This window comes from Streptomyces sp. WAC03905 (assembly GCF_057371075.1).
The window spans coordinates 3,375,512-3,395,892 of record NZ_JBXYDZ010000003.1 but is presented as its reverse complement, the minus strand read 5'-3'; the positions used below and the strand labels follow the sequence as shown (position 1 = coordinate 3,395,892).

The 20,381-nt window shown below is 72.3% G+C and carries 19 protein-coding genes; 11 read left to right on the top strand and 8 right to left on the bottom strand.

Annotation, left to right across the window (positions count from 1 at the left end; genetic code table 11):
- Window positions 1–41: 41 nt before the first annotated feature.
- The 3 genes from AC2RP6_RS17715 to AC2RP6_RS17705 all read left to right on the top strand — a co-directional run bounded on the left by AC2RP6_RS17715 (window position 42) and on the right by AC2RP6_RS17705 (window position 1,978).
- Window positions 42–1,253 carry a LolA family protein gene (locus tag AC2RP6_RS17715; RefSeq protein WP_486447068.1) on the top strand — a complete coding sequence of 404 codons (1,212 nt, stop codon included), beginning with the start codon at window positions 42–44 and terminating at the stop codon, window positions 1,251–1,253.
- A 105-nt stretch (window positions 1,254–1,358) separates the two neighbouring features.
- Complete coding sequence (locus AC2RP6_RS17710; protein ID WP_366677843.1) at window positions 1,359–1,562, top strand: ribbon-helix-helix domain-containing protein; 204 nt, start codon at window positions 1,359–1,361, stop codon at window positions 1,560–1,562.
- Window positions 1,559–1,978 (top strand): hypothetical protein, encoded by a 420-nt coding sequence (locus tag AC2RP6_RS17705; RefSeq protein WP_486447067.1) that lies wholly within the window; start codon window positions 1,559–1,561, stop codon window positions 1,976–1,978. The genes AC2RP6_RS17710 and AC2RP6_RS17705 overlap by 4 nt, the downstream gene beginning before the upstream one ends.
- 74 nt (window positions 1,979–2,052) lie before the next feature.
- On the opposite strand, the gene AC2RP6_RS17700 is transcribed toward AC2RP6_RS17705, so the two are convergent.
- From AC2RP6_RS17700 to AC2RP6_RS17665, 8 genes are all read right to left on the bottom strand, one after another.
- The gene (locus tag AC2RP6_RS17700; RefSeq protein ID WP_486447066.1) at window positions 2,053–3,369 is read right to left on the bottom strand and encodes a M28 family metallopeptidase; all 1,317 of its coding nucleotides are present in this window, start codon (window positions 3,367–3,369) and stop codon (window positions 2,053–2,055) included.
- 224 nt (window positions 3,370–3,593) lie between these two features.
- Window positions 3,594–4,538, bottom strand: a complete 945-nt coding sequence (gene rarD, locus AC2RP6_RS17695; protein ID WP_486447065.1) for an EamA family transporter RarD — start codon at window positions 4,536–4,538, stop codon at window positions 3,594–3,596.
- A gap of 135 nt (window positions 4,539–4,673) precedes the next feature.
- Complete coding sequence (locus tag AC2RP6_RS17690) at window positions 4,674–5,528, bottom strand: SDR family oxidoreductase (protein ID WP_486447064.1); 855 nt, start codon at window positions 5,526–5,528, stop codon at window positions 4,674–4,676.
- 138 nt (window positions 5,529–5,666) lie between these two features.
- Window positions 5,667–6,746, bottom strand: a complete 1,080-nt coding sequence (locus AC2RP6_RS17685) for a 2-oxoacid:ferredoxin oxidoreductase subunit beta (protein WP_486447063.1) — start codon at window positions 6,744–6,746, stop codon at window positions 5,667–5,669.
- Window positions 6,739–8,682, bottom strand: a complete 1,944-nt coding sequence (locus tag AC2RP6_RS17680; RefSeq protein ID WP_486447062.1) for a 2-oxoacid:acceptor oxidoreductase subunit alpha — start codon at window positions 8,680–8,682, stop codon at window positions 6,739–6,741. Before AC2RP6_RS17680 ends, AC2RP6_RS17685 begins: the two co-directional genes overlap by 8 nt.
- A 151-nt stretch (window positions 8,683–8,833) precedes the next feature.
- Complete coding sequence (locus tag AC2RP6_RS17675; RefSeq protein ID WP_030653505.1) at window positions 8,834–9,493, bottom strand: response regulator transcription factor; 660 nt, start codon at window positions 9,491–9,493, stop codon at window positions 8,834–8,836.
- Between the two features lie 676 nt (window positions 9,494–10,169).
- Window positions 10,170–11,543 carry a sensor histidine kinase gene (locus tag AC2RP6_RS17670; protein ID WP_486447061.1) on the bottom strand — a complete coding sequence of 458 codons (1,374 nt, stop codon included), beginning with the start codon at window positions 11,541–11,543 and terminating at the stop codon, window positions 10,170–10,172.
- A 729-nt stretch (window positions 11,544–12,272) separates the two neighbouring features.
- Window positions 12,273–13,454 carry a sensor histidine kinase gene (locus tag AC2RP6_RS17665; RefSeq protein WP_486447060.1) on the bottom strand — a complete coding sequence of 394 codons (1,182 nt, stop codon included), beginning with the start codon at window positions 13,452–13,454 and terminating at the stop codon, window positions 12,273–12,275.
- A gap of 147 nt (window positions 13,455–13,601) precedes the next feature.
- Here AC2RP6_RS17665 and AC2RP6_RS17660 point away from each other — a divergent pair, with 147 nt between their 5' ends.
- The 8 genes from AC2RP6_RS17660 to AC2RP6_RS17625 are packed head-to-tail and all read left to right on the top strand — an operon-like array spanning window position 13,602 to window position 20,371.
- Window positions 13,602–14,009 carry an NADH-quinone oxidoreductase subunit A gene (locus AC2RP6_RS17660; protein WP_030012240.1) on the top strand — a complete coding sequence of 136 codons (408 nt, stop codon included), beginning with the start codon at window positions 13,602–13,604 and terminating at the stop codon, window positions 14,007–14,009.
- Window positions 14,000–14,593: an NADH-quinone oxidoreductase subunit B gene (locus AC2RP6_RS17655; RefSeq protein WP_486447059.1), complete on the top strand. Its 594-nt coding sequence runs from the start codon at window positions 14,000–14,002 to the stop codon at window positions 14,591–14,593. The genes AC2RP6_RS17660 and AC2RP6_RS17655 overlap by 10 nt, the downstream gene beginning before the upstream one ends.
- Window positions 14,590–15,765 (top strand): NADH-quinone oxidoreductase subunit C, encoded by a 1,176-nt coding sequence (locus tag AC2RP6_RS17650; protein ID WP_486447058.1) that lies wholly within the window; start codon window positions 14,590–14,592, stop codon window positions 15,763–15,765. The genes AC2RP6_RS17655 and AC2RP6_RS17650 overlap by 4 nt, the downstream gene beginning before the upstream one ends.
- Window positions 15,762–16,730 carry a complex I subunit 1/NuoH family protein gene (locus tag AC2RP6_RS17645; protein WP_486447057.1) on the top strand — a complete coding sequence of 323 codons (969 nt, stop codon included), beginning with the start codon at window positions 15,762–15,764 and terminating at the stop codon, window positions 16,728–16,730. The genes AC2RP6_RS17650 and AC2RP6_RS17645 overlap by 4 nt, the downstream gene beginning before the upstream one ends.
- The gene (locus tag AC2RP6_RS17640; protein ID WP_486447056.1) at window positions 16,730–17,326 is read left to right on the top strand and encodes a NuoI/complex I 23 kDa subunit family protein; all 597 of its coding nucleotides are present in this window, start codon (window positions 16,730–16,732) and stop codon (window positions 17,324–17,326) included. The genes AC2RP6_RS17645 and AC2RP6_RS17640 overlap by 1 nt, the downstream gene beginning before the upstream one ends.
- Window positions 17,323–17,955 carry an NADH-quinone oxidoreductase subunit J family protein gene (locus AC2RP6_RS17635; protein WP_486447055.1) on the top strand — a complete coding sequence of 211 codons (633 nt, stop codon included), beginning with the start codon at window positions 17,323–17,325 and terminating at the stop codon, window positions 17,953–17,955. Before AC2RP6_RS17640 ends, AC2RP6_RS17635 begins: the two co-directional genes overlap by 4 nt.
- Window positions 17,955–18,326: an NADH-quinone oxidoreductase subunit NuoK gene (gene nuoK / locus AC2RP6_RS17630; RefSeq protein ID WP_486447054.1), complete on the top strand. Its 372-nt coding sequence runs from the start codon at window positions 17,955–17,957 to the stop codon at window positions 18,324–18,326. The genes AC2RP6_RS17635 and nuoK overlap by 1 nt, the downstream gene beginning before the upstream one ends.
- A complete protein-coding gene (locus AC2RP6_RS17625) occupies window positions 18,323–20,371 on the top strand; it encodes an NADH-quinone oxidoreductase subunit 5 family protein (protein ID WP_486447053.1) in 2,049 nt (682 codons plus the stop codon). The genes nuoK and AC2RP6_RS17625 overlap by 4 nt, the downstream gene beginning before the upstream one ends.
- Window positions 20,372–20,381 lie beyond the last annotated feature (10 nt).

The following is a 20,381-nucleotide window of genomic DNA, read 5'->3' as shown; positions in this document are numbered from 1 at the left end:
ACGCGGATCGCCGCAGTCGACACAGAGGGCAGGGCACTGACATGGCAGCGAACACGAAGACTCCTCGCAAGGTCGCCCGGTACGCCGTACCGGTCGCGGTGGCGGGTGTCGCCGCGGCGACCGTGGCGATGGTCCCGGCCTTCGCCAACGCCGGCGGACCCGACCTGCCCAAGGTGACGGCGCAGCAGCTGATCGAGAAGGTCGCGGCCTCTGACGTGGAGCAGCTGTCCGGGACGGCGAAGATCAGCACCGACCTGGGCCTGCCGAAGATCGCCTCGGGTCTGCTCGGCGGCGGGGGCGTCACGGGCGGCTCCGCCAACCCGGAGGACAAGATCGCGCAGCTCGCCAACGGCACGCACACCCTCCGGGTCGCGGCCGACGGCGAGGACCGCCAGAAGCTCACCTTCCTGGACGGCAAGGACGAGTACAGCCTCATCCACGACGGCGACGAGGTGTGGGGCTACGACTCCAAGTCGAACGAGGTCTTCCACGAGAAGGCCACCCCGTCGGAGCAGGCCGGCAAGGGCGCGGGCAAGGAGCGCAAGACCGGTGACCGGCCGGCGGGCTCCCCGCAGAAGATGGCCGAGGAGATCCTCGCGGCCGCCGGTCCCACCACGGACATCAGCGTGGGCGAGACCGCGCAGGTGGCCGGCCGGGACGCCTACCAGCTGGTGCTCAAGCCCAAGCAGGCCGGCTCGACCGTCGGATCGGTGCAGATCGCGGTGGACGCCAAGAACGGCGTACCGCTGCGCGTGCAGCTGCTCTCCGCGCAGGGCGGCAAGCCGATCGTGGACGCCGGCTTCACCAAGGTGGACTTCGCCAAGCCGGCCGCCGACACCTTCGCCTTCACCCCGCCCAAGGGCGCCAAGGTGACCGAGGGCGTGGACGGCCACGGCAAGGGCGACAAGGACGGCGCGTTCAAGGCGCTGGAGTCCTTCCCCGGCCTGGAGGGCCTCGCCGGCGGCCCGGGCGGCAAGGGGGACGTGAAGGTGCTCGGCGAGGGCTGGGCGACCGTCGCGCGCATCGACTCCGGTGCCGGCAGGAGCCTGAAGGACCTGGAGAACGACAAGAACGCGCCCAAGGAGGCCAAGCAGTTCCTCGACTCCCTCGGGGACAAGGTCAACGGGTCGTTCGGTGAGGGCCGGGTCATGTCGACCCGCCTGTTCAACGTCCTGGTCACCGACGACGGCAAGGTCTACGCCGGCGCGGTCACCAAGGACGCGCTGGTGAAGGCGGCCGACGCCGACAAGTAGCCGCTGCGCGCGGTGAGCGCCGGGGGTGGGCGGGGGACTGTGTCCCTGCCCACCCTTGCCGCGTTACAGCTGCCCGTACAGCGGTCGCGCTGTACGGTGTTGGGCATGTCGAGACACGTCACCATCCGCCTGGACGAAGAGTTCCACGAGCGCCTCAAGGCGCGCGCGGCGGCACTGGGGACGACGGTCACCGCTCTGATCACGGAGGTCACCGAGCGCGAACTCGACGAGGACCGGAAGAACTTCCTCTCCGGCATAGAGGAGTTCGCCGACCACTGGGGCTACTTCCAGGAGCGGTTCGGCCATTGAAGATCACCATGGAGTGGGCCTGGACCGCTCTGGCCCACCATCTCCCGTCAGATCCCGCCGTGTGGGATCCCTCCGGGGTGGCCGCCGCGGTCGCCCGGCACCAGAACGACCTGGTCCTGGTGCCAGAACAGCCCGCCCCGGACACCGCGTGGCGGGCCGCCGCGTTTCTGCACACGCTCGCGGTCTGCCCGGCGCTGGAATCACCGATGAACGAGTTCTACGCCGCCGCGGCGACCCGCTCGTACCTGCGCGTGGCCGGGGCCGCGAAGCTGCCCTCGCCGGAGGAACTCGGCGACCTCGTCGAGGCGGCGAAGCTGGGCCGCGCGGACATCGCCGCCGTGGCGGAGGAGCTGCGGGCCCGGATGAGGGAGCCGCTGGAGGCCTCCTCGCAGGCCGCGCGCGCCGAGGACGCCTGAGCTTCCGGCGCGGCCCGCGAGGACCGTGCCGGAGCCCTGGGAGGGGCCGCCGGGCCAGGAGGCCCGGGCCGCCGCTAGAAGGTGATCTTCCAGCTGTTGATGTAGCCGACGTCCTGCGCGGCGGAGTCCTTGACCCGGAGCTTCCACACGCCGTTGGCGACCTCGCTGGAGGCGTTGACGGTGTACGACTGCACGAGGTTGTCGGCGCTGCCGCCGGAACGGTTGTGCAGGTTGTAGACCGTGCCGTCGGGGGCGAGCAGGTCGACCACCAGGTCACCGCGGTAGGTGTGGACGATGTTCACGTCCACCTTGGTGGTGGCCGGCGCGTTGCCCGCGACGCCGGAGACCGTGATCGGCGAGGTGACCGCCGCGGCCGGGGAGTCCGGGATGGTCACGTCCGCCGTGTTCTCGAAGGACGGGCCCGGCGGGACCGGGGTGGACGCGCCCAGGTTCCAGATCGCGTAGGCGATGGCGTCCGCGTTGCGGTCCAGGGCGGTGTCGTTGATGTTCGCGGTGTTGTCGCAGGAGGAGTGGTAGCAGCGGTCGAAGGACTGGCCGGCGGTGCCGCCCCACTTCTGCGCCTGCGCGGAGGACTTGGTGTTGCTGGCCCCGGTGAACAGGCCGCCGACGGGGATGCCCACGTTCTTGAAGGAGGCGTGGTCGGAGCGGCCGTCGCCCTCGGTCTCGATCTCGGTCGCGACGCCGATGCCCGCGTAGTAGTTCTTGAAGGTCTGCTCGATCGTCGGGTCGTCGTCGTAGACGAAGTAGCCCGGGTTCGGCGAGCCGATCATGTCGAAGTTCAGGTACCCGGCGAACTTGGCCCGCTCGGCCGTCGGCAGGTTGTTGACGTAGTACTTCGACCCGACCAGGCCCAGCTCCTCCGCGCCCCACCAGCCGAAGCGCAGGTGCTTGGTGGGCTGCAGACCGGCCCGCGAGACGGCCAGGGCGGTCTCCAGGACGGCCGCGCTGCCGGAGCCGTTGTCGTTGATGCCGGCGCCCGAGGTGACGGAGTCGAGGTGCGCGCCGGCCATCAGGACCGAGTTCGGGTCGCCGCCCGGCCAGTCGGCGATCAGGTTGTAGCCGGTGGCGCCGCTGGAGGTGAAGGTCTGCAGCGTCGTGGTGAAGCCCGCCGCGTCGAGCTTGGCCTTCACGTAGTCGATCGAGGCCTTGTAGCCGGCCCGGCCGTGCGCGCGGTTGCCGCCGTTGTTGGCGGCGATGGTCGAGAGCTGCGACAGGTGGGCCTTGACGTTGGCCAGCGGTATGTCGGGCGGGGTCGGCGCCGCGGTGACCGCCGTGGGGGCGGCGAGGGCGGCGGGGGCGGTGGAGGCGAACAGGCCGGCGACCGCGAGGGCGGTCACGGCGGCGAGGCGCCGGGAGACGGACAGGCTCATGTGGGGGCTCCGGGATTCCGCTGGGGATATGACGGAACGAGCGAGAGAGAGCTGGTGAGCGTTAGTGCGTCAGTGCGAGCCTGATGGTCAGCGAGAGTATGACTGTCCGTCAAGACCTCAATCCGGTCAGGGCGGTTCGGAAAACGGACGATCCCCGGTACGGAGGTTCCGTACCGGGGATCGTGGGGTCGGGGGCGTCTGCCGGTGCGCCCTGCGGGCGGCCGCTAGGCGGGCTCGCGGGCCGGGGCCGGGACGATCACGGGAGCCGCCTCCAGCCGGGCCCGGGAGCGCCGCGCCGTCCGCAGCGCGTCCCAGGTCAGGAGGGCCAGGGCGGCCCACACCAGGGAGAAGCCGGCCCAGCGCTCGGGCGGCATGGCCTCGTGGAAGTACAGGACGCCGAGCCCGAACTGGAACACCGGGGCCATGTACTGCAGCAGCCCCAGGGTGGACAGCGGGACCCGGATCGCCGCCGCCCCGAAGAACACCAGCGGGATCGCCGTGACCAGACCGGTCGCGGCCAGCAGGAGCGCGTGGCCGACGCCCTGCGAGGCGAAGGAGGACCGGCCCTGGGCGCCCAGCCACAGCAGGTAGCCGAGGGCCGGGAGGAACAGCATGGCCGTCTCGGCGGCCAGCGACTCCAGCCCGCCCATGTTGAGCTTCTTCTTGATCAGCCCGTACGTGGCGAAGGAGCACGCGAGGACCAGCGAGATCCATGGCGGCCGCCCGTAGCCGACGGCCAGCACGAGCACGGCGACGAAGCTGATCCCGACGGCGACCCATTGCGCACGGCGCAGCCGCTCGCCCAGCACCAGCACGCCCATGGCGATGCTGACCAGCGGGTTGATGAAGTAGCCGAGGCTGGACTCGACGACGTGGCCGTGGTTGACCGACCAGATGTAGAGCCCCCAGTTCACGCTGATCACCGACGCGGCCAGCGCGGTCAGGCCGAGCTTGCGCGGCTGGCGCAGCAGCTCCCGTATCCAGCCCCAGCGGCGCACCGCGAGCAGGGCCAGCCCGACCACGGCCAGCGACCAGGTCATCCGGTGGGCCAGGATCTCGACGGCCCCGGCGGGCATGAGGAGCGGCCAGAAGAGGGGTACCAGCCCCCACATCCCGTATGCGCCGAATCCGTAGAGCAAACCCGCGCGCTGCTCGTTCTCCGCCTTCACGGGGCCTCCTGTGCGACTTCCAGCCAACTTCACGACGGTATCGCCGCACGGTCCAGATGTCATGCCCGTTATTGCGAGATACTCATGACATCTTCCGGGGCCGTCGGGTCCGTACGGACGCGCGGGCCGCCCGGGTCAGGCCAGTGCGGCGCCGATCGCCTCGGCGACCGGGGTCGTCGGCCGTCCGATCAGCCGGGCGAGGTCCCCGCTGGTGCCGGCCAGCCGGCCGCGCGCGATCGCCGCGTCCACGTCGACGACGACCGCCGCGAAGCCCTCGGGGACCCCGGCGTCCGTCAGGATCCGCACGTGCTCCTCCGCCGGGACCTCGGTGTACGCGATCTCCTGGCCGCTCAGCGCCGACACCTCGGCCGCGTACTCCCCGAGGCTCCACGCGGTGTCGCCGGAGAGCTCGTAGACCCGGTTCAGGTGCCCCTCGCCGGTGAGCACCACGGCCGCGGCGGCCGCGTAGTCGGCGCGCGCCGCCGAGGCGACCCGGCCCCCGCCCGCACTGCCCACGACCGCCCCGTGACCGAGGACGGCCGGCAGCTCGCGGGTGTAGTTCTCGTGGTACCAGCCGTTGCGCAGGAAGGTGTACGGGAGCCCGGAGGCGAGGACGGCCCGCTCGGTGGCGGTGTGCTCGGCGGCCAGCTCGAAGTCGGCCTCGGGGCCGCCGAGGATGCCGGTGTAGGCCAGCTGCGCCACGCCCGCCGCCTTCGCGGCGTCGATCACCGCGGTGTGCTGGGCGGTGCGCCGCCCGATCTCGTTGCCGGAGATCAGCAGCACCCGGTCACCGGGCTCGAAGGCGCGGGCGAGGGCGGCCGGGTCGTCGTAGTCCGCGACGCGCACCTCCACCCCGCGCGCGGCCAGGTCTGCGGCCTTCTCCTCGTTGCGGACGACGACGGCGACGCGGTCGGCGGGGACCCGTGCCAGCAGTTCCCCGACGACGAGCCGGCCGAGGGCTCCGGTGGCGGCGGTGACGACGATGCTCATGCGTGCTCTCCTCGGTGGACGACAGCACCAGCCTACGGTAAGCGCTAACTTTTAGAAAGCGCTGTGTTTGAGGGGGTGTGCGCCGAAGCCCGGGCCCCCGAGGGGCCCGGGCTTCCGGTGGTCGTGTCGCGCGGGCGGTCAGCCGACGACCGTCCAGGTGTCGTTACCATTCAGCAGCGCGCCGAGGTCGCCCTTGCCGTTGCGGTCGACGGCCGCGTCGAGCTGGTCGGCCATGAGCGTGTCGTAGACCGGCCGTTCGACGCTGCGGAAGACGCCGATCGGGGTCCGGTGCAGGGTGTCCGGGTCGGCGAGGCGGGAGAGCGCGAACGCCGTCGTGGGGCTGGCGGTCCGCGCGTCGTGGACCAGGACCTGCCCCTCGTTGGCGGGGGTCACGTCGACGACCTCCAGGTCACCGGTGGCGTGGTTGCGCACGACGCCCTTCTCGTCGTCCGCGCCGAAGCGGATCGGCCGGCCGTGCTCCAGCCTGATCACTGCCTCGCGCGCCCGGTCCTTGTCCTTGAGGACCTCGAAGGCGCCGTCATTGAAGATGTTGCAGTTCTGGTAGATCTCCACGAGCGCCGTGCCCTGGTGGTCGGCCGCCTGGCGCAGCACCTCCGTGAGGTGCTTGCGGTCGGAGTCGACGGTGCGGGCGACGAAGGAGGCCTCGGCGCCGAGCGCCAGGGACACCGGGTTGAAGGGCGCGTCGAGCGAACCCATCGGCGTCGACTTCGTGATCTTGCCGACCTCGGAGGTGGGGGAGTACTGGCCCTTGGTCAGCCCGTAGATCCGGTTGTTGAACAGCAGGATCTTCAGGTTGACGTTGCGGCGCAGGGCGTGGATGAGGTGGTTGCCGCCGATGGAGAGCGCGTCGCCGTCACCGGTGACCACCCACACCGACAGGTCCCGGCGCGAGGTGGCCAGCCCCGTCGCGATGGCGGGGGCCCGGCCGTGGATCGAGTGCATCCCGTAGGTGTTCATGTAGTACGGGAAACGGGAGGAGCAGCCGATGCCCGAGACGAAGACGATGTTCTCCTTCGCCAGCCCCAGCTCGGGCATGAAGCCCTGGACCGCGGCCAGCACGGCGTAGTCGCCGCAGCCCGGGCACCAGCGGACCTCCTGGTCCGACTTGAAGTCCTTCATCGACTGCTTGCTCTCGGCCTTGGGTACCAGCGAGAGCAGGGTCCGCGCCCCGTCGGCCGCCTCCGTCACCTCAGTCATCGATGGCCTCCTTGAGAACCGTGGCGAGCTGCTCGGCCTTGAACGGCATTCCGTTGACCTGGTTGTACGACCGGGCGTCCACCAGGTATTTCGCCCGGATCAGGATGGCGAGCTGCCCGAGGTTCATCTCCGGCACCACTACCTTCTCGTAACGCCCCAGGACCTCGCCGAGATTCCTGGGGAAGGGGTTGAGGTGGCGCAGGTGGGCCTGCGCGACGGGAAGTCCGGCGCCCCGTACCCGGCGGACCGCGGCGGTGATGGGGCCGTAGGTGGAGCCCCAGCCGAGGACCAGCGTGGTGGCGCCGTCCGGGTCGTCGACGTCCAGCTCGGGCACCTCGATGCCGTCGACCTTGGCCTGGCGGGTGCGGACCATGTGGTCGTGGTTGGCCGGGTCGTAGGAGATGTTGCCCGTGCCGTCCTGCTTCTCGATGCCGCCGATGCGGTGTTCGAGGCCGGGGGTGCCGGGCACCGCCCAGGGCCGGGCCAGCGTCTGCGGATCCCGCTTGTAGGGCCAGAAGACGTCGGTGCCGTCGGCGAGCGTGTGGTTCGTCGCGGCGGCGAACTTGACCTTCAGGTCCGGCAGGTCCGCGACCTCCGGGACCCGCCACGGCTCGGAGCCGTTGGCGAGGTAGCCGTCGGACAGCAGGAAGACCGGCGTCCGGTAGGTCAGCGCGATCCGGGCCGCGTCGAGAGCGGCGTCGAAGCAGTCCGCCGGGGTCCTCGGCGCCACGATCGGGACGGGCGCCTCGCCGTTGCGCCCGTACATCGCCTGGAGCAGGTCCGCCTGCTCCGTCTTGGTCGGCAGGCCGGTCGAGGGGCCGCCGCGCTGGATGTCCACGATCAGCAGCGGCAGTTCCAGCGAGACCGCGAGGCCGATCGTCTCCGACTTGAGCGCCACTCCGGGCCCGGAGGTGGTGGTGACCCCGAGCGCCCCGCCGAAGGCCGCGCCGAGCGCCGCCCCGATGCCGGCGATCTCGTCCTCGGCCTGGAAGGTCCGCACGCCGAAGTTCTTGTGCTTCGACAGCTCGTGCAGGATGTCCGAGGCCGGGGTGATGGGGTAGGAGCCCAGGTAGAGGGGCAGGTCGGCCTGCTGGCTCGCGGCGATGAGCCCGTAGGAGAGGGCCAGGTTCCCGGAGATGTTGCGGTAGGTGCCGGTGGGGAAGGCCTGGGTCGCGGGCGCCACCTCGTAGGAGACCGCGAAGTCCTCCGTCGTCTCCCCGAAGTTCCAACCGGCCCGGAAGGCCACGATGTTCGCCTCGGCGATCTCGGGCTTCTTCGCGAACTTCTGCCGCAGGAAACTCTCGGTGGCCTCGGTGGGCCGGTGGTACATCCACGACAGCAGGCCCAGCGCGAACATGTTCTTGCTGCGCTCCGCCTCCTTGCGGGAGAGCCCGAAGTCCTTCAGCGCCTCCACCGTCAGCGTGGTCAGCGGCACCGGGTGCAGGTTGTAGGCGGCCAGCGAGCCGTCCTCCAGCGGCGAGGTCTCGTAGCCGACCTTGGCCATGGGGCGCTTGGTGAACTCGTCCGTGTTGACGATGATCTCCGCGCCGCGGGGCACGTCGGCGATGTTCGCCTTCAGGGCGGCCGGGTTCATCGCCACCAGCACGTTCGGCGCGTCGCCGGGGGTGAGGATGTCGTGGTCGGCGAAGTGGAGCTGGAACGAGGACACGCCCGGCAGGGTGCCGGCGGGGGCGCGGATCTCGGCCGGGAAGTTCGGCAGGGTCGACAGGTCGTTCCCGAACGACGCCGTCTCCGAGGTGAACCGGTCACCGGTGAGCTGCATACCGTCACCGGAGTCACCCGCGAACCGGATGATCACCCGATCGAGACGCCGTACTTCCTTGCCGTCCGGACTCCCCGGGGTGCGCTGTCCACCGACGACCGCACCTCCGGCCCCGTCGGCCTGCTCGGCTGGGCTGCTGACCTGGCTGGTCACTGAACTGGACCTCCTTCGAGGCGTGAGCACCCCCATAACCCACCCTACGTCGGTAGGGATCAGGCCCCCAGGAGCGACCACATTCTGGACCGTAGGACCGCCCCTTGAGACGGTCCTGCCGGTATGCCGTATCTGACAGAGTGTCAGTCGATCAAGACTTCAGGTAGGTGAGAACGGCCAGGACCCGCCGGTGATCCCCGTCACTCGGCGAGAGGCCCAGTTTCATGAAGATGTTGCTGACGTGCTTCTCCACCGCGCCGTCGCTCACGACCAGCTGCTTCGCCACGGCGGAATTCGTCCGCCCCTCGGCCATCAGCCCGAGCACCTCGCGCTCGCGGGGCGTCAGACCCGCCAGCACGTCCTGCTTCCGGCTGCGCCCGAGCAGCTGTGCGACGACCTCGGGGTCCAGGGCCGTACCGCCCCGGGCCACCCGCACCACCGCGTCCAGGAACTCCCGGACCTCGGCCACCCGGTCCTTCAGCAGATACCCCACTCCGGTACTGGAACCGGCCAGGAGTTCCGTGGCGTACTGCTCCTCCACGTACTGCGACAGCACGAGCACACCTATCCCGGGGTGATCGCGGCGCAGCCGTACGGCCGCCCGCACGCCCTCGTCGGTGTGCGTCGGCGGCATCCGCACGTCCGCCACCACCACGTCCGGCAGCGCATCCTCGGCGGCGAGGTCCGCCACCGTCTTGATCAGGGCTTCCGCGTCCCCGACGCCCGCCACGACGTCATGCCCCCGGTCGGTCAGCAACCGGGTCAGACCCTCGCGCAGCAGCACTGAATCCTCGGCGATGACCACCCGCACCCTGTCTTCCACGACTCAGCAGCTCCCGCGTCCGCTCGTTCCCGTACTGCCCGACCCAGCCAAGCATCCCAGCCTTAAGTCCCGGTGAAGGCAGAGCCGGGACAACACGTGGGCGTACGCGGGCAGTTTTCGCCCGGCGCGCGACCGGGAAGCCCCGAGTCCGCTTCCCCCGCCCCCAGCGGATCCCGCCCGGCGCCCGGACCCAGCCCCGCCGGACGTCTCGGGCACGGGGTGCGGGGCGGAGGCCTGGAGGCGGCGCGGTTGCGGTCGCGGCTGGTTCAGCCCCAACGGTGTTTGAGGCGCGGGGTCGGGGGCGGAGCCCGGGAGGCGGCGCCGCACCGGGCGTGGCCGGTTCGGCCCCACCGGCGTCTCGGGCGCGGTGTGCGGGGCGGAGCCTCCGGAAGCGGCGCCGCACCGGTCGCGGCTGGTTCGGCCCCGCCGGGCGTCTCGGGCGCGGGGTGCGGGGCGGAGCACGGGAGGCGGCGCGGTTGCGGTCGCGGCTGGTTCAGCCCCAACGGTGTTTGAGGCGCGGGGTCGGGGGCGGAGCCCCGGAAGCGGCGCCGCACCGTTCGCACGACGACGGGACCCCCGCCCACCCGGACGGGAGTCCCGAACCTGCACCACGCCCCTGCCGCCGCGGGCTACGCCCCGCCTCCCCCGGCCCTGCAGCCGCGGGCTACGCCCGCCACGGCAGCTCGGCGGTCACCGTCGTCCCACCCCCCTCGGGGGAATCCACGACCAGCACCCCGTCCACCGCGTCCAGCCGCTCCGCCAGGCCCGCCAGCCCGCTCCCGGCCGACACGACCGCCCCGCCCCGGCCGTCGTCGGCGACCTGCAGCAGCAGCCGGCCACCGGACGTCCACACGTCGACCGAGGCGGACCGCGCCCCGGCGTGCTTGCTGATGTTCTGCAGCAGCTCCGAGACTGTGAAGTACGCGATCCCCTCGATCGCCGCCGCGGGCCGGGCCGGGAGGTCCACGGCCACCCGTACCGGCACCGCGCACCGCGAAGCCACCGACGACAGCGCCGCGTCCAGCCCGCGGTCCGTCAGCACCGCCGGGTGGATCCCCCGGGCCAGGTCCCGCAGCTCCTGGAGGGCGATCTTCACCTCGCCGTGGGCCTCGTCCACCATGCGGGCGGCCGCCTGCGGGTCCTCGGCCAGCTTCTCCCGGGCCATCCCCAGGTCCATGGCCAGCGAGACCAGCCGTGCCTGCGCCCCGTCGTGCAGATCCCGCTCGATGCGCCGCAGGTCGGCGGCGGCCGTGTCCACCACGACCCCCCGGTCGGTCTCCAGCTCGGTGACCCTGCTGTCCAGCCGGGACGCCCCGAGCAGGCCGCCGACCATGACCCGGTCGACGGTGGTCAGCGCCCGGATCACCCAGGGCGTGGCGAGCGTGAGGGCGAGCCCGATCAGGCAGGTCAGGGCGATCTCCGCGGGGGAGTCGAGGTAGAAGGAGTAGTCGCCGTCCTGGTAGAGCTGCAGCCCGGGCTGGTCGGTGTAGGCCGGGAAGACCCAGAACCACAGCGGGTACAGCAGATAGGCCCAGCCGGCCGCCCAGAGGGTCAGTGCCAGGCAGAAACCGAACACCGCCCACGGGAAGTGGATCAGCGAGTACAGCAGGTGCCGCCAGGCGCTCCCGCTCTTGAGCACCGCGCCCATGGCCGCCAGCGGGCCGCTCTTCTTCGCCCGGATCGGCGCCGGGTCGGCGACGTCCGCCCCCAGCAGCCCGCGCACCCGGGCCCGCTCCACCCACCCGAATCCGCGGCACATCGCGAGGGCGCCCGCCAGGACCGGGACACCGATGAAGGTGACGAGCAGCCCCGCGCCGAGGCTCACGCCCGTGATGGCGAGCGAGAAGTACAACGTGCTCAGCGGCAGCCCGACCAACAGGTACGCGAACTCCCGCCAGGTCCGCCCCGACACCGGTGCCAGCAGCACCGCCCCGGCGCCGCCGCGCCGCCCGCCCTTGCCGTCGTCCATCTCCCGACCCACCCTTCCGCTCCTCTGCCTACACCCCCACCCTCCCGCCCCACCCCACCCCGGGACCATGCGGCGAGTAGGCATCTCCACCCGGGGGTTAACCCCACCCCTCCGAACCACACCGCACGCCCCCACCCCACGGACGCCGGAACACGGGCGCGGCGCCGCTCCGGCAGTCTGGACACTGCCGCGCACCTCCAGCCCCCGCCTGCACCGGAGGCGCAAGGCACGGCCCCGCGCGGCCCGGCCCCGACCAATCCCGTCCGCAGTGGGGCGCTGCCGCGCCGTTCCACCTCACCGGAGGCGTGAGGCGTGAGGCGCGGGGCGCGGGCGTGCCGCCGCATGGTCCACCCACCCCGGTCCTGTCCGTCAGCCGGGGCACATCCGGCCTCACCGGAGGCGCACATGCGCGGGTCGTTCACCCGGGCCCGGTCCTGCCCGTCAGCGGCGGCACGTTCAGCTCCGTCTGCACCGGAGGCGCAAGGCGCGGCCCCGCACGTTCGCGGGTCCCGGTTCCGTCCGCAGTGGGGCGCTGCCGCGCCGTTTCGGCCTCGCCGGAGGCGTGAGGCGCGGGGCACGGGGCACGGGGCGCACGGTCCTCCGGCCCCCCCCGGCCCGTCCGGCAGTCGGACACTGCCGCGCACCTCCAGCCCCGCCGGCGTCTGAGGCGCGGGGTGCGGGGCGGAGCCCCGGGAGCCGGCGGGCGGCCGGACGCGCGAACGGGGCCCCCGCCCCACCCGGACGGGAGCCCCGCTCACCTTCAACCCGCCCCGCCGGCCACACCCCGGCGGCCACGACTCAGCCCCGCCCCCGCCACGGCAGCTCCGCCGTCACCACCGTCCCCTCCCCCTCGGGGGAGTCCACCACCAGCACCCCGTCCACCGCGTCCAGCCGCTCCGCCAGCCCCGCCAGCCCGCTCCCGCCGGCCGTGTCCGCCCCGCCCCGCCCGTCGTCCGACACCCGGATGACCAGCCGGGCCCCCGCCCGCCACACCTCCACGGTCGCGCCCCGTGCCCGCGCGTGCTTGCTCACGTTCTGCAGCAGCTCGGACACCACGAAGTACGCGATCCCCTCGATCGCCTCCGCCGGCCGGGCCTCCTGCCCCGTCGGCAGATCCACCAGCACCTTCACCGGCACCACGCACCGGGCCGCCACCGACGACAGCGCCGCGTCCAGCCCGCGGTCGGTCAGCACCGCCGGGTGGATCCCGCGGGCCAGGTCCCGCAGCTCCTGGAGGGCCAGCTTCACCTCCCCGTGGGCCTCGTCGACCATCGCCGCCGCTCCCTCCGGGTCCTCCAGCAGCTTCTCCTTCGCCAGGCCCAGCCCCATCGCCAGTGCGACCAGCCGCGCCTGCGCCCCGTCGTGCAGGTCCCGCTCGATGCGCCGCAGGTCCGCCGCCGCGGTGTCGACCACCACGCCCCGGTCGGACTCCAGCTCCGCGATCCGCCGCTCCAGGCCGTCGGAGGGCGACAGGAGCCCCCGTACCATCGCCCGGTCCGCGTTCGCCAGCAGCCGCACCAGATACGGCAGCACCGGCCACAGCACGAACAGGCCGGTCAGGACTACCGTGAAGGTGAGTACTCCCCACGGCAGCCGGATCAGCTGGTACAGCACGGTCCGCCAGCCGACCGGATCCTTGATGCTCGTCCACAGCCAGGGGAAGAAGCCGCCGGACCGACGCGGCCCGGGGATCGGGGTCGGCTCCTCCACCCGTACGCCCAGCAGCCACCGCGCGCGGGCCCGTTCGAGCCGTCCCCATTGGCGCGACAGAAAGAGACCGACCGCCAGCAGAGGAAGTCCGATCGCGGTCACGGAAAGACCGCCCGCTGTGGACACCATGACAACCGCGTAAACGAAGCCGATGATCCCCTCGGGCAGGTTGATCACCAGATGGGCGATTTCCTTCCATGTGACGGCACTGAATACGGGCCGTACGGGAGGAGGGCGATCGTTGTCGGGGACGACAGGGCTCGTGGTCATGCGCCACAGCCTGTCAAGCCGGGTCCCGCGATGCCATGGGGTGTCCGGGGTGCTGTGAACGGGGGATAACCCCACCCCGTGTGAGGCAGGCCCTAGACTCCCGTCCGTACCAGATCGTCGACAGTGACCGAGGAGCGAGGAACGGACGTGCCCGAACCAACGGTATCGACCGTAACCGTGCTCGCGGCGGACTACTTCCGGAGTTATTCGGTCGTCGGTCTGCTGGCGGCCCTCGGTGTGCTTTTCGTGGCCGTCGCCTTCGGCGCAGGCCGCCTCCTGCGGCCCGTCGTCCCGACCCCCGAGAAGCTGCTGACCTACGAGTGCGGCGTGGACCCCGTCGGCGAGGGCTGGGCGCACACCCAGGTCCGCTACTACGTCTACGCCTTCCTCTACGTCATCTTCGCCGTCGACTCGATCTTCCTGTTCCCGTGGGCGACGGTGTTCGCCGCCGCCGGCTACGGCGCCACGACCCTGGTCGAGATGTTCATCTTCCTGGGCTTCCTGGCCGTCGGCCTGCTCTATGCGTACAAGAAGGGCGTCCTCGAATGGACGTGACACCTCAGCCGGAGCTGCTCCCGGAGCCCAAGCGCCTCGGAGTCCTCTCGCGTCTGGCCCCGGAACCGATGAAGGTGGTCCTGAACTGGGGCCGCCGGTACAGCCTGTGGGTCTTCAACTTCGGCCTCGCCTGCTGCGCGATCGAGTTCATCGCCGCGTCGATGGCCCGGCACGACTTCATCCGCCTCGGCGTCATCCCCTTCGCACCGGGTCCGCGCCAGGCCGACCTGATGATCGTCTCGGGCACCGTCACGGACAAGATGGCCCCCGCCGTCAAGCGGCTCTACGAGCAGATGCCGGAGCCGAAGTACGTCATCTCCTTCGGCGCGTGCTCCAACTGCGGCGGCCCGTACTGGGACTCGTACTCGGTGACCAAGGGCGTCGACCAGATCATCCCCGTCGACGTGTACGTGCCCGGCTGCCCGCCGCGCCCGGAAGCGCTCCTGCAGGGCATCCTCAAGCTCCAGGAGAAGATCGCCCGCGAGTCGCTGGCCGAGCGCTACGCCTCGGGGCCGTCCGTCTCCCAGCTGACCAGCGGCCTGGTCACGCCCCCGCCGGCACCCGGGCGGGGGGCTGGCGCGTGAACCTGTACGACTCCCTCCCCGAGGCCGCGCCGACCGTCTTCGGAGCCGAGGCCGTCGCCGAGTTCTCGTACGACGTCCTCACGGTGGACGTGCCCGTCGGGAGCTGGATCTCCTCCCTGGAGATCGCCCGGGACAAGCTGGGTTGCACGTTCTTCGACTGGCTGAGCGCGGTGGACGAGCCCGGCACCGGCTTCCGGGTCTGTGCGCACGTCGCCTCCCTGGAGAACCACCGCGTACGCCGCCTCCTGCTGCGCACGACCGTCCCGCACGGCGCCCCTTCCCTGCCGTCGGCGGTCGCCGTCTACGCCGGGGCCGAGTGGCACGAGCGCGAGACGTTCGAGATGTTCGGGATCACCTTCACCGACCACCCACACCTGGTGCACCTGCTCCTCCCGGAGAACTTCGAAGGGCACCCGCTGCGCAAGGACTTCGTACTGGCCGCGCGCGTCGCGAAGGCCTGGCCGGGGGCGAAGGAGCCGGGTGAGACCCATGACCCGGACGCGCCGAAGCGCCGGCAGATGCTGCCGCCCGGCGTGCCGGACCCCAACGACTGGGGCCCGCTGAAGGGCCAGCTCCCGCCGGCCCCGGCCCGTCCGGCCCGTACCCCGCGCGCCGCCGGAGCGGCGGGCGCCGCCGCCCGCCGTCCGCGCCCGGACGCCGCTGCCGCTCCGGGCACCCCGGCCCCGGACGCCGCGTCCCGCCCGCCGCGCCGTACCCGTTCGGTCGCGGAGGGCTCGGCGAGCCAGACGGCGGAAACCCCGGCTGCGGACGCGGCAACCCCGGCTGCGGACGCCGCGTCCCGCCCGCCGCGCCGTACCCGCTCGGCGGCGGAGGGTTCGGCGAGCCAGGCGGCGGAAGCCCCGGCTGCGCAGCCCCCGGCCCCGGACGCGCCGGCCCGCGCGCCGCGCCGCACCCGCTCGGCGGCCGACGGCTCCGCGAGCCAGGCCCCGGCCCCGGACGCCGCCCCCGACGCGGGGGAGGCGGCCCGCCCGGCCCGCCGCACCGCCCCCCGCAGCTCCGACGCCCCCTGGCACGACCCGAAGCCCGCCTTCGGCGAACCGGCCCCCGAACCGGCCCCGAAGCCCGGACCCGAGCCGGAGCCCGGGCGGGAGAGCGAGACCGCGTCCGAGCCCGAGGCCGACCCCACCACTGACACCGGAGGCACGCCGTGAACGACGTCCTCGACGTCGCCCTGCGGCTGATCGTCGTCTTCGCCGTCTTCCTCGTGCTGCCGCTCGTCGTCGGGCAGACCGAGCACAAGGTGATGGCCCACATGCAGGGCCGCCTCGGCCCCATGTACGCCGGCGGCTTCCACGGCTGGGCCCAGCTCGTCGCCGACGGCGTGAAGTTCGCCCAGAAGGAAGACGTCGTCCCGGCCGGCGCCGACCGCCGCATCTTCCAGCTGGCCCCCGCCGTCGCCCTGCTCCCGTACCTCCTCGTCCTCCTCGCCATCCCGATCGGCCCGGGCGAGGGCGCGGTCGGCCAGGTCATCGACGCCGGTCTGTTCTTCGTGCTCGCCGTCATGGGTGTCGGAGTTCTCGGCTCCCTCATGGCCGGCTGGGCCTCCGCGAACAAGTTCTCCCTGCTCGGCGGCCTCCGCACCGCCGCACAGCTGCTCGCCTACGAACTCCCCATGCTGCTCGCGGCCGCCTCCGTGGCGATGGCCGCCGGCACGGTCTCCCTCACCGGCATCGTCGAGGGCTTCGAGTGGTGGTGGCTGCCCTGGCAGATCGTCGGCGCGCTCGTCTTCTTCACCGCCGGTCTCGCCGAACTGCAGCGGCCCCCCTTCGACATGCCCGTCGCCGACTCCGAGATCATCTTCGGCGCGTACACCGAGTACACCGGCCTGCGCTTCGCGCTGTTCCTGCTCGCCGAGTACGCCGGCATCGTCGTCCTCTGCTTCCTCACCACCGTCCTCTTCCTCGGCGGCTGGCACGGCCCCTTCGGCGCCGACGGCCTCGGCTGGCTCTGGACCCTGCTCAAGACCGGCATCCTCGCCTTCGTCGTGATCTGGCTCCGCGTGAGCTACCCGCGGCTGCGCGAGGACCAGCTCCAGAAGCTCGCCTGGACCACACTCATCCCGCTCGCGCTCGCCCAGATCGCGCTCACCGGCATCGTGAAGGTGGCGATCCAGTAATGCCCATCCCCGGATCCGGCCTCGCCAAGGGCCTGGCCGTCACGCTGCGCACGATGACGAAGCGCTCGCACACGGCCCAGTACCCCGACGTGCAGCCCGAACTCCCGCCCCGCTCCCGCGGCGTCATCGGCCTGTTCGAGGAGAACTGCACGGTCTGCATGCTGTGCGCCCGCGAGTGCCCCGACTGGTGCATCTACATCGACTCCCACAAGGAGACGGTCCCCGCCTCCACCCCCGGCGGCCGCGAGCGCAGCCGCAACGTGCTCGACCGCTTCGCCATCGACTTCTCCCTCTGCATGTACTGCGGCATCTGCATCGAGGTGTGCCCCTTCGACGCCCTCTTCTGGTCGCCGGAGTTCGAGTACGCGGAGACCGACATCCACGAGCTGACCCACGAGCGCGACAAACTCCGCGAGTGGATGTGGACCGTCCCGGCCCCGCCCGCCCTGGACCCGGCCGCCGAGGAACCGAAGGAGATCGCCGCCGCCCGCAAGGCCGTGGAGAAGGCCGAAGCCGCGGCAGCGGCGGCGGCAGCCGCCGCCGCGGCCGCCGACACCGAACCGCCGACCACCGCGACCCCGGAGGGAGACGCGTGACACCCGCCGCCACCCTGGCCGCAGCCGCCACCACCGGCCCGGGCTTCCTGTCCCCGACCGGCGTGGAGATCGCCTTCCTCCTCGTGGGCCTCGCCACCTTCGGCGCGGCCCTCGTCACGGTCACCACCAAGCAGCTGGTGCACGCCGCCCTCTGGCTGGTCGTCACCCTCGGCGGCATCGCCGTCGAGTACCTGCTGCTGACCGCCGAGTTCATCGCCTGGGTGCAGGTCCTGATCTACCTCGGTTCCGTAGTCGTCCTCCTCCTCTTCGGTCTGATGCTCACCAAGGCCCCCATCGGCCGCTCCCCGGACGCGGACTCCGGCAACCGCCCGGTCGCGCTCGGCGTCGCCGTCGTCGCCGCCGCGGCCCTGGTCTGGGTGGTCGTCGACGCCTTCCGCACCACCTGGATCGACCTCGACGGGCCGGTCCAGGGCTCCACCAAGGTCTCCGGAGAGATCCTCTTCCAACACTGGGTGCTGCCCTTCGAGGCGCTCTCCGTCCTCCTCCTCGCCGCCCTGATCGGCGCCATCGTGCTGTCCCGCCGCAACGACCCCGCCGACGCCGGTGCCGCCGACGCCAGCGCCACCGGGGCCGGTGCCGCCGACGCCAGAGACAAGGGGCAGCGCTGATGCACCTCGCCTACCCCGCCGTGCTCGCGGCGCTCCTCTTCTGCACGGGCCTGTACGGCGTACTCGCCCGCCGCAACGCCATCCTGGTCCTGATGTCCGTCGAGCTGATGCTCAACGCCGTCAACCTCAACCTGGTCGCCTTCGACGTATGGCTGCGCGACACCCTCCACGCCGGCCAGGCCCTCACCCTCTTCACCATCGCCATCGCCGCCGCCGAGATCGGCATCGGCCTCGCGATCGTGCTGATGGTCTACCGCAACCGGGGCACCTCGGACGTCGACCGCCTGCGCGACACCGCCGAGGACCACGCCCCCCTCCTGAACGACGCCGACGACAGCACCCGCACCGCCCGGCCGGAGGTCGCCGCGTGAGCACCACGACCCTCGCCGTCCTCGTCCCGCTGCTCCCCTTCCTGGGCGCCGTCGCGGGACTGCTGCTCGGCCGCGGCGCCCCCGGATTCGTTCGCCCGCTCGCGATCCTGCCGACGCTCGCCGCCGCCGCGCTGGCCGTCACCGTCGCCGTCCGCCAGGGCGGCGGACAGCCCATCAGCACCGCCACCGAGCTGACCCCGACCGGCTCGGTCCCGATCGACCTCTCGCTCTACATCGACGGCTTCGCCGCCCTGGTCGCCGTCCTGGTCGGGGTCGTCGCCACCTGCGTACAGCTCTACTCGACGGCGTACCTCCGTGAGGACCCGCGCTACCCCTCGTACGCCGCCCTCGTCTCGCTGTTCACCTCCGCCATGCTGCTCGTCGTCTACTCCGGCGACCTGATGGTGCTGCTCGTCGGCTGGGAAGTCATGGGCATCTGCTCGTACTTCCTCGTCGGCCACTACTGGGAGACCGAAGCGGCCCGCTCCGCCTCTCTCAAGGCCTTCCTCGTCACCAAGCTCGGTGACGTCCCCTTCCTCATCGGCCTGTTCGCGCTCGCCACCGACGCCGGCTCCTTCCGGATCACGAAGATCCTCGGGACCGTCGCCGCCGGCGGGCTCGACCACCCGACGCTGATCGCGCTCCTCCTGCTCGCCGGAGTCGCGGGCAAGTCCGCGCAGTTCCCGCTGCACACCTGGCTCCCCGACGCCATGGCCGGCCCCACCCCCGTCTCCGCGCTGATCCACGCCGCGACGATGGTCGCCGCCGGCGTCTACTTCATCGCCCGCCTCCTGCCCGTCTTCGCGGCCTCCGCCGCCGCCTTGGTCGTCATGGCCGTCATGGCGGCCGTCACGATGGTCGGCTCCGCCCTCGCCGCCCTCGCCCAGGACGACATCAAGCGGGTCCTCGCCTACTCCACGATCGGCCAGCTCGCCTACATGACCGGCGCCCTGGCCGTCGCCGACCGCGCCGCCGCCGTCTTCCACCTCCTGTCCCACGGCGCCTTCAAGGCGCTCCTCTTCCTGGGCGCCGGCGTGATCATCCACGCGGCCGGTACGAACTCCCTGGCCGCCATGTCCCGCATGGACGGCCTGGCCAAGCGCATCCCCGACGCGTTCTGGACGATGACGATCGCGCTGCTCGCGCTCGCCGCCATCCCGCCCTTCGCCGGCTTCTTCTCCAAGGAAGCCGTCCTCGTCGCCGCCGAGCAGACCGCCACCGGCCACTCGGACCTCGCCCCCAGCGCCGCCGGCTGGCTGGTGCTGATCGCCGGCGTGGTCACCGCCCTCCTCACCGCCGCCTACGCCGCCCGCCTGTGGCTGATGGCCTTCCGCGGCCGGGGCGCCCCCGCCCCCGACCACGGCAAGGAGCCCCTCGCCATGACGGGCGTGCTGTGGCTGCTGGCGATCCCGTCGGTCGCCTTCGGCCTCGCCGCCGACTCCCTCGCCGACTGGTTCGACGGCAGGGCCCTCACCCCGACCGTGGCCACCTCGGTCCTCGGCACCGGCGCCGCCGTCATCGGCGCCGTGCTCACCTACGCCCTCTGGCAGCGAGCCACCGCGAAAGCCGCCACGGCCCCCGCCCGCGGGCCCGCCGCCGTCGCCTCGGCCTCCGAGCAGCCCGCCGCCGTCGCCGCCGCGGTGTCCGCGGCCACCGCCGCCGCCGAGTCTGCGGCCGAGACGCCCGAGGTCGCCGAGGTCGCGCACGAGCACCCCACCGTCCCCGCGGCTCCCGCCGCCGACCCCGGCCGGGCCCTCCTGGGCCCCCTGCACCGCCACGCGGCCGACGGCTTCCACCTCGACGCCGTCTACGACCGGCTCTTCGTCCGCCCCGTCCGCGGTGCGGCGAGCCTCGTCCGCTTCCTCGACCGCGAGGTCGTGGACACGTACGTCCGCGGCGCGGGCAGCGGCACCCGGCTGCTCGGCGGCCTCGTGCGACGCGCCCAGACCGGCAACGTGCAGAGCTACCTGAGCGCCCTGCTCGCCGGCGCCGTGGTCCTGGCGATCGCCACCGCCGTCCTCGCCAACGTCAACGCCGGATCGTGAGCCGTGAGTC

Excerpts from the sequence above, each read along its gene's own strand:
- AC2RP6_RS17640 (WP_486447056.1), top strand. The coding sequence starts at position 16,730 with ATGCCCATCCCCGGATCCGGCCTCGCCAAGGGCCTGGCCGTCACGCTG.
- AC2RP6_RS17690 (WP_486447064.1), bottom strand. The coding sequence starts at position 5,528 with ATGAGCATCGTCGTCACCGCCGCCACCGGAGCCCTCGGCCGGCTCGTC.
- AC2RP6_RS17700 (WP_486447066.1), bottom strand. The coding sequence starts at position 3,369 with ATGAGCCTGTCCGTCTCCCGGCGCCTCGCCGCCGTGACCGCCCTCGCG.
- AC2RP6_RS17655 (WP_486447059.1), top strand. The coding sequence starts at position 14,000 with ATGGACGTGACACCTCAGCCGGAGCTGCTCCCGGAGCCCAAGCGCCTC.
- nuoK (WP_486447054.1), top strand. The coding sequence starts at position 17,955 with ATGCACCTCGCCTACCCCGCCGTGCTCGCGGCGCTCCTCTTCTGCACG.
- AC2RP6_RS17670 (WP_486447061.1), bottom strand. The coding sequence starts at position 11,543 with ATGGTCCCGGGGTGGGGTGGGGCGGGAGGGTGGGGGTGTAGGCAGAGG.
- AC2RP6_RS17715 (WP_486447068.1), top strand. The coding sequence starts at position 42 with ATGGCAGCGAACACGAAGACTCCTCGCAAGGTCGCCCGGTACGCCGTA.
- AC2RP6_RS17665 (WP_486447060.1), bottom strand. The coding sequence starts at position 13,454 with ATGACCACGAGCCCTGTCGTCCCCGACAACGATCGCCCTCCTCCCGTA.
- AC2RP6_RS17685 (WP_486447063.1), bottom strand. The coding sequence starts at position 6,746 with ATGACTGAGGTGACGGAGGCGGCCGACGGGGCGCGGACCCTGCTCTCG.
- AC2RP6_RS17710 (WP_366677843.1), top strand. The coding sequence starts at position 1,359 with ATGTCGAGACACGTCACCATCCGCCTGGACGAAGAGTTCCACGAGCGC.